This window comes from Waterburya sp., from assembly GCF_058530065.1.
The window spans coordinates 23,991-31,729 of record NZ_JBZNBU010000359.1; the positions used below are offsets into that span (position 1 = coordinate 23,991).

The 7,739-nt window shown below is 38.3% G+C and carries 9 protein-coding genes; 3 read left to right on the forward strand and 6 right to left on the reverse strand.

Going from position 1 to position 7,739, the window contains the following annotated elements; genetic code table 11:
• Nucleotides 1-169 precede the first annotated feature (169 nt).
• The 6 genes from AC33VI_RS21735 to AC33VI_RS21760 form a co-directional block, all read right to left on the reverse strand.
• Nucleotides 170-1,042: an outer membrane beta-barrel protein gene (locus tag AC33VI_RS21735; protein WP_491784360.1), complete on the reverse strand. Its 873-nt coding sequence runs from the start codon at nt 1,040-1,042 to the stop codon at nt 170-172.
• Nucleotides 1,043-1,166: 124 nt separating this feature from the next.
• A complete protein-coding gene (locus AC33VI_RS21740; protein WP_491784361.1) occupies nt 1,167-1,931 on the reverse strand; it encodes a transporter substrate-binding domain-containing protein in 765 nt (254 codons plus the stop codon).
• Between the two features lie 131 nt (nt 1,932-2,062).
• Nucleotides 2,063-2,416, reverse strand: coding sequence for a 50S ribosomal protein L20 (gene rplT / locus AC33VI_RS21745; protein ID WP_491784362.1), 354 nt, complete (start codon nt 2,414-2,416; stop codon nt 2,063-2,065).
• Between the two features lie 106 nt (nt 2,417-2,522).
• Nucleotides 2,523-2,726: a 50S ribosomal protein L35 gene (gene rpmI, locus AC33VI_RS21750; RefSeq protein WP_491784363.1), complete on the reverse strand. Its 204-nt coding sequence runs from the start codon at nt 2,724-2,726 to the stop codon at nt 2,523-2,525.
• Nucleotides 2,727-2,841: 115 nt separating this feature from the next.
• Nucleotides 2,842-3,351 (reverse strand): DinB family protein, encoded by a 510-nt coding sequence (locus AC33VI_RS21755; protein ID WP_491784364.1) that lies wholly within the window; start codon nt 3,349-3,351, stop codon nt 2,842-2,844.
• Nucleotides 3,352-3,476: 125 nt separating this feature from the next.
• Entirely contained in the window at nt 3,477-4,406 is a 930-nt protein-coding gene (locus tag AC33VI_RS21760) for a cation diffusion facilitator family transporter (RefSeq protein ID WP_491784365.1), read from the reverse strand.
• 280 nt (nt 4,407-4,686) lie between these two features.
• Between AC33VI_RS21760 and AC33VI_RS21765 the strand changes: the two genes are divergently transcribed.
• From AC33VI_RS21765 to eno, 3 genes are all read left to right on the forward strand, one after another.
• A complete protein-coding gene (locus AC33VI_RS21765; protein ID WP_491784366.1) occupies nt 4,687-4,899 on the forward strand; it encodes a photosystem I reaction center subunit IV in 213 nt (70 codons plus the stop codon).
• A 322-nt stretch (nt 4,900-5,221) separates the two neighbouring features.
• Nucleotides 5,222-6,259, forward strand: a complete 1,038-nt coding sequence (gap, locus tag AC33VI_RS21770; RefSeq protein ID WP_491784367.1) for a type I glyceraldehyde-3-phosphate dehydrogenase — start codon at nt 5,222-5,224, stop codon at nt 6,257-6,259.
• A 521-nt stretch (nt 6,260-6,780) separates the two neighbouring features.
• Nucleotides 6,781-7,739 (forward strand): phosphopyruvate hydratase (gene eno / locus AC33VI_RS21775; RefSeq protein ID WP_491784368.1); only part of this gene is annotated, 959 nt, incomplete at its 3' end.

Here is a 7,739-nt window from a genome sequence, read left to right on the forward strand (position 1 = left end):
ATGACAAAGTTATGTCAAATTAGCTTACGTTTATGGGAGTGCTAATTCTTGGTTACAAAATTTCACATTTGTTAATCTTGATTGAGCTAAATAAAAAACCTTAAGTTTGCCATAGAGCTAACTTAAGGAATTATTCTCGAATAATCTTGTTCGGCAAGTTAATTAAAAATTAAAAATTAAACTTTAGTCCCGCATCAGCACCAAAAATATTAATACTGTCAAAACCGTCATCTGTAGGTAAGGTTGTAAAGCGCGCTTGAGCAAAAGCTCCGATAGTATCGCTGAAGGCAAACGACGCGCCACCTTTTACTTGAAAAGTGACACCTGTATTACTAGCATCTTGATTGATATTTATATTGTCATCTCCCAAGGCAGTAAAGTCACTAACTGCCTCAAAATTAACGTTAGTTTGAGACAGTCCAATTCCTGGACTAATATAAACGTTAAAGCTGCCATTTCTAGATAGTGGAAGTTCAAATCTAGGATTTATGTAGAGTGCAAAAGCAGAAAAGTCTCCATCTGTGTTTAGACTGCCTTCTAATCCCAAACCCGCAGCAAAATCATTAAAGGCACTATCTAATGAGTCACTATCTACTCCACCAAGTGCGAGTAAAAATTCTAGATCGGCACTGATACTTCTGGTAAATTTGATTCCGCCAAATAAACTACCGACAAATGCGGTGTCATATTCGGGGTTGGAAAATTGAAACTCCTCAGTCTGGGCTTCTTCTGCATCGAGTTCTCCACTAGGAAAACCAATGCCCAAACTGAATCCTCCATAATAACCTTGTACCCTACTTTTCCTCCGTCTACCGCGACGAGTTTGAGAGATTAGATCTGTTTCTGACTCAACAGCCAAGTTGGAATTACATTCAGAATTTAAGTCATAACTAAAAAAAGGATTGCAGGAAACTTCTAGAGTTTTGTAAGTTTTGGTTTCTTCTGCTTTGGTACTGAGAGAAAAACCCAAAACTATTGCCATCGCCAAAGTAATATTTTTAGTAATTTTGGCAACATTAGATATTGATATAGACCTCAACATAATCTCCAGTAATTTTGCTAAGTTTACGCTGTTTAGTATACTTCACTTAAGCTTCAATATTACCTATTTACCAATCCTTGATGGGAAATTTTTAGATAGACTCTTATCTTCGCCCCCAATTATTCTAAAGTCCCCAATATTCTATTCTTTCTTGCAACCATCCCGATTTTTTCCACTCGGAGATCGTCTTATTTATTTTGGAACGTAATTCTTGATATTGCAAACCCTTGGGCATAACTATTGCTAAAGCCTCTCCTGAAAGTCTAGAAGGCAGTAGTTTGTAGCGGGGATATTCCTGTATCCAACCTGCTAATATAGAACGATCGCCCGCAAACCCATCGGCTTGTTGATTTTCTAGTAGTTCTAAAGCTTGTTGATAGGATTCTACTCCCACTAAGGTTGCTTGAGGTAGTTTATGACGAATTACGGCGATCGAGGCTGAATTTTGCAGTAGGAGAATTTTACTTTTTTTTAAGTCTGCTAAATCTTGGACATTAGGATTATTGGTAATAATACCAGTGCCATCTAAATAGTAGTAGGAACTAAAATTAACAATTCTGGCACGAGAGTCGGTCACAGATACTTTGGCGATCGCAATATCTACTTCTCGATCTAAGACAACTTGCAATCTTTCTTGGTTGCTAGTGACCAGAAATTCAATCGCCTTCTCATCCCCTAACAATTCCTCTGCCAGCTGGCGAGCAAGATCGATTTCTAAACCAATCAAATTACCTTGGCGATCTGTAAAACCCAAAGGACGAAGATTATTTTTAACAGCAACTTTTAATTTACCTTGGGATTCAATTTCCGATAACTCTCTAGCAATTGTTGACCGAGAAGTAATTGCTATAATGGCGATCGCCAGGATCGACTTCCAAATCTGTTTCATGGCACTTACTAACCAAATGAACGATTGACATCAATCAAGAGAAACGATCTTACTAAAAGTGCAAAACTCGGCTTCTTAAGGAAAACCGAGTCTCTTAAGACTAATAGCCATTCGATTCTGAAATCTATGATTTAGCTCGCTGATTTGGCAACTTCCACAACTTTGCTGAAAGCAGCAGGATCTACCATTGCCAGTTGTGCTAGCATTTTGCGATTCAAACCGATATCAGCTTGCTTGAGTTGATGAGTTAGTTTGCTATAACTCATACCATTCATTCTGGCAGCAGCATTGATTCTAGTAATCCAGAGGCGACGAAAATCCCGCTTGCGCTTACGGCGATCGCGATAAGCGTTACGCAATGCTTTCATTACCTGCTGGTTGGCAGTGCGAAAAAGCTTGGAATGAGAACCGCGAAACCCTTTTGCCAGCTTTAAAATCTTTTTCCGTCTTTTACGGGCAACGTTACCCCTTTTAACTCTACTCATAGTTTAAATAGTTTAGGTTTAATTCGGTTAATTTTGTTCTATTGAAACTAACAACCAAGTGTCAGTAGTAACTCTAAATCGTTATAAAATATAGAATGCACCCAGACTAGCTGTAAGGCATCATAGTGCGAATTGCTTTTTCATCAGTCTCGTGTACTACTGTCATATTAGATAAACGACGACGAGTACGTTCTTTGCTCTTACGCTCTAATAAATGGTTCTTGAAGGCTTTACGGCGCATGATTTTCTTGCCACTACCAGTAACGCGGAAACGCTTGGCAGCAGACTTCTTGGTTTTTAGCTTAGGCATGAACTACAGATAAATTAGACACAATTTATAATTATACCTTGTTTCGTCAATTGCACAACTAGCTTTTTTTGTAAAGTTAACCACAACTCTCAAAAATAGTTGTAGTTATTAGTTATTAGTCAGTATTGGGAATAATATTGAGTAAATCTGTAACACCAAGATCGATATTGTGTTGATAAAACAAGGTGGATATTTGTCCTCGATGATGGGTTTGATGATTAAAGAAGTGTTGAATTAATTGTCCAAATTGTTTAGAGTAAGGATTACCTTTGGTATCGCAATATTTTAGTTCCAGTTCTAACTCTTCAGGTTTTATTTCTTGACACCAATCAATAATGCGATCGTCTAATTGCTCTCGAAGTTTTGATAAATCTTCTATTTTTTCACAAGCGATCGCTCTTAAATTGATATAGCTTTCTAATACTGGAATATTTTGCAAACTGAGGTATTGTCGTGGATGTCGGGCAAATCGGTTTAACCAAATAATATCCGCTACATAAATATGATTGAGCGTGCCAAAAATAGAACCAAAAAATGCTCCACAATCTTTTTTAATTTTTTCATTGCCTAAATTTATAGCAGCAGCATAAATCTTCTGATTCATCCATTGATTATATCGACTCATTAATTGCAAATTAGACAGTAAAGTCATAATGATTAGATCTTTTACACGAATCAAAAAGTTGTAGGTTGGAAAGAAGAATAAAACCCAACAAAGAGTAAAAAGTTTTGTCAGTAAATTATGAACAATTAACAATCAACCACTTTTCTACTAGCAGCGATCGATTTTGCTTCAATAAAAATATTTTTCACTTCCGAATGAACTCTATTAATCGAACTTTCCAAACGTTCTACGGCAGTTGCCAGTTCTTCTGTTGCTAAATCCTCACTAAACTCAATTTCTAAGTTGAGTAAAATTTCTTGAGGACCAAAATGAAGCGTAAGAACTTTTACAACTTTCTCTACGGCAGGATCGTCATTAGTGATTTTTCTGATGCTAGCCACAGTTTCGGCACTAGCTCCTTCTCCAATGAGCAATCCTTTACTTTCTGTAGCTAATAATAATGCTACTCCGCACAAAATAATACCGATGACAATGGAAGCTACTCCATCTAAATAAATATTGCCCAATAAATGTCCGCTCAAGACACCAATAAAAGCGACAAATAAACCGATTAAAGCTGCGGTATCTTCAAACAAGATAGTAAAAATAGTCGGATCTTTGCTGGCACGAATAGCCGACCAAAAATTTTTATCTTGCTTGGTAGCCAAAAACTCTTGTAATGCTACATTCCAAGAATAACCTTCAAAAACTACCGCTAATCCTAAAACCACATAACTCCAAAAGGGATCGCTCAAAGGTTCGGGATGCCTGACGTGGTTAACTCCCTCATAAATAGACATTCCCCCGCCAATGGCAAAAATTAACAAAGAAACAATCAAAGTCCAAAAATAAAGCTCTTGTCCGTAACCAAAAGGATGGCTGTCGTCGGCTGGTTTTTTACTGAGTTCGATCCCCAACAGTAACAATAGCTCGTTACCCGTATCGACTACTGAATGTATTCCTTCTGAAAGCATTGCCGAACTACCCGTTACCGAGGCTGCAAAAAATTTAGTAATGGCGATCGCAAAATTAGCAGCCATCGCTGCGTAGATTGTTTTTTTAGCCGAACCTGACATTAGATTTTTAAATACTTATTTAAGATATGGAGTTGGGAACTATCTTAAACGCAGTTTCGATCTAAAGGCAAAAACCTGGAAGTTAAAAACAAAAGTACCACTAAAGATCGATAATTGTTATGTTTCGTAAGAATTTATCGTGATAGAGATCGATAAACTGGACAATGAAGTTTAATAGTTAGTAGTTTTTACAACTAACAACAGAGATAAGAAGACTGCTTTTGGCGATCCTCTTAGATCTAAAACAAAATAAAATTTATTTTCAGGAGACTAATCAATTATGGTTCAACGAGGTTCTAAAGTAAGAATTCTCCGTCCAGAATCCTATTGGTATAACGAAGTTGGCTCAGTCGCATCTGTAGATACAAGTGGTATCCGTTACCCTGTAGTAGTGCGCTTCAACAAAGTTAACTATGCTGGCGTAAATACAAACAATTATGCAGAGTCTGAATTAAAAGAGGTCAGCGCGCCTCCCAAAAAAGCTAAAAAGTAAGTTCGATCGATCGAGCAAGATCGAATAACAGCTTTGTTTTAATTCAGCCTAGCTATTATATTTTCCTAATTTTCAGCAATCCTCATAATAGACTGTTATGAGGATTTTTATTTCTTTGCAAAGATTAATCAATGGGAATATATCTTCAGCAGATCTCGATTAATTAATTTTTTTTTAAGTATTTTCAGGTGTAAAAAATTGATTTTATCGATTTAATAAAAGTAATGACCCCTTATAAATGAATCTAAAAGCTAAAGAATAGTTGGGGTCTAACTAGCATTTATATTTTTCATCAAACACACTTCATAAGGGAGCAATCTTAATGGCAACTGTCAGAGTAGCGATTAATGGTTTTGGTCGCATTGGAAGATTAGTATTTCGCGCTGGATTGAATAATCCCGATCTAGAATTTGTCTGTATTAACGATCTTGTCCCCGCTGATGCGATCGCTTATTTACTCAAATACGATTCTACTCACGGACGTTTTGACGGAGAAGTGGAAGCCACTGATAATGGTATTTTGGTTAACGGCAAACATATTCCCTGTATTTCGGTCAGAAACCCCGAAGAATTGCCTTGGGGAGAATATAACGTAGACTATGTAGTTGAATGCACTGGTCTATTTACCACCTACGAAGGAGCGAGCAAACATCTGACTGCAGGGGCGAGAAGAGTCGTTATTTCCGCACCTACTAAAGATCCCGACAAAGTGAAAACTTTACTAGTGGGAGTCAACCATAACGATTTCGATCCCCAGGTTGATGCGATCGTTTCCAATGCTAGTTGTACTACTAACTGTCTTGCACCCATAGCTAAAGTAATTAACGATAACTTTGGACTAGCAGAAGGCTTGATGACTACAATTCATGCCATGACAGCTACTCAGCCGACAGTAGATGGCTTCAGCAAAAAAGACTTACGCTCTGGACGCAGTGCGGCGCAAAATATTATTCCCGCTTCTACTGGTGCAGCCAAAGCGGTTACTTTAGTCTTGCCCGAACTTGCAGGAAAATTAACAGGGATGGCAATGCGCGTTCCTACTCCCGATGTATCTGTAGTAGATCTCACCTTCCGCACCGAACAAGCAACTACTTACGAAGATATTTGTTATGCCATGGCAGAAGCAGCGGTAGGAGAAATGCAAGGAGTTCTAGGCTATACCAACGATCCCGTCGTCTCTACAGATTTTACTGGCGATCGCCATTCTAGTATTTTTGATGCCAATGCAGGTATGGAATTAAATAGTAACTTCTTCAAAGTTGTAGCTTGGTACGACAATGAGTGGGGTTATTCCAATCGAGCGATCGATTTAATTCTTTTAATGGCAAAAAAAGAAACAGAAGTTTTAGTTACAGCCTAGTCATTGAACATTTATCATTAAAAGAGTTTTTAGTAGTTAGTAGTTAGTTTTTAGTTCAATTAATTAGTAGATTTGAACCACTAATTAATTAAGACTCTCAAATCGAAGATTATGAGAGGGGACTTAGACCGAAAAACTAATAACTAATAACTAATAACTAACCGAAGGTTAAACATTGACCAGTAGGACGGGCAACTTTATGGATATTGACTTGATTGTTTATCTATAATTTTGCCTGTTATTCACAATTAGAAAAGCTAATAGCTAATGGTAAGGGCGACCCCACGGATGTTTCATCCGTTTGACCGCGAAATTCGGCGAGGTTTCCTCGCCTTGAATAATCGCGGTGTTGGGAATGCGCCCGCATCCGAAGGGCTAAAAGCTAATGGCTATCTTCACTAGCTAATTGTCGATCCCTAGTAAAAACTAACGTAATTGTCACAAAAAAAGATATATTTGATGTCGCTTGGATCTAATCAGAAATATACAAAAAGATATCCATAGTTAGAGAAGGAGAATTAATGCTAAACCAATCAGAAGCTGTCATTGAAGCGATCGCAGCTAGAGAAATTTTGGATTCTCGCGGTCGTCCTACCATTGAAGCAGAAGTACGCTTGGAAACTGGAGTTGTAGGCTTGGCGCAAGTTCCTAGCGGTGCGTCTACGGGTAGTTTCGAGGCTCACGAACTAAGAGACGATGATAAAAGTCGTTATGGTGGTAAGGGAGTATTAAAAGCAGTCCGCAATGTCAAAGAGAAAATCAGCCCTGCTTTGTTAAATGAAGATGCTCTAGAACAAGAGACAATCGATCGCATTATGATCGATCGCGATGGTTCTCCTAACAAAAAGAATTTGGGTGCAAATGCTATCTTGGCAGTATCTCTCGCTAATGCCAAAGCAGCAGCAGAAGAAGTAGAATTGCCTCTCTATCGTTATTTAGGCGGTCCTTTATCTAATGTATTGCCCGTTCCCATGATGAACGTAATCAATGGCGGTTCTCATGCAGACAATAACGTAGACTTCCAAGAATTTATGATTATGCCTGTGGGGGCGGATTCCTTTAAAGAGGCTTTGCGTTGGGGTGCGGAAGTATTTGCTACTTTGAGTAAAGTGTTAGGGGAAAAAGGCTTGCTTTCTGGGGTTGGCGATGAAGGAGGCTATGCCCCCAACTTGGGATCTAACCAAGAAGCTTTGGATCTGTTGATTATGGCGATTGAAAAGGCAGGATATAAGCCTGGAGAAGAAGTAGCCCTAGCAATGGATGTAGCCGCTAGTGAGTTTTATGCTGACGGTCAATATACTTATGATGGTGCAACTCATTCTCCCGAAGAATTTATCAATTATATAGCGGAGTTAGTGGAAAAATATCCCATTGTTTCCATTGAAGATGCTTTACACGAAGATGATTGGGATAGCTGGAAAACTTTAACCGACAAATTAGGCTCGAAAATTCAATTGGTAGGAGATGACTTGTTTGTTAC

Bases quoted from the DNA above. Each gene is read 5' to 3' on its own strand.
- AC33VI_RS21735 (WP_491784360.1), bottom strand. From the start codon at position 1,042: ATGTTGAGGTCTATATCAATATCTAATGTTGCCAAAATTACTAAAAAT.
- AC33VI_RS21740 (WP_491784361.1), bottom strand. From the start codon at position 1,931: ATGAAACAGATTTGGAAGTCGATCCTGGCGATCGCCATTATAGCAATT.
- rplT (WP_491784362.1), bottom strand. From the start codon at position 2,416: ATGAGTAGAGTTAAAAGGGGTAACGTTGCCCGTAAAAGACGGAAAAAG.
- rpmI (WP_491784363.1), bottom strand. From the start codon at position 2,726: ATGCCTAAGCTAAAAACCAAGAAGTCTGCTGCCAAGCGTTTCCGCGTT.
- AC33VI_RS21755 (WP_491784364.1), bottom strand. From the start codon at position 3,351: ATGAGTCGATATAATCAATGGATGAATCAGAAGATTTATGCTGCTGCT.
- AC33VI_RS21760 (WP_491784365.1), bottom strand. From the start codon at position 4,406: ATGTCAGGTTCGGCTAAAAAAACAATCTACGCAGCGATGGCTGCTAAT.
- AC33VI_RS21765 (WP_491784366.1), top strand. From the start codon at position 4,687: ATGGTTCAACGAGGTTCTAAAGTAAGAATTCTCCGTCCAGAATCCTAT.
- gap (WP_491784367.1), top strand. From the start codon at position 5,222: ATGGCAACTGTCAGAGTAGCGATTAATGGTTTTGGTCGCATTGGAAGA.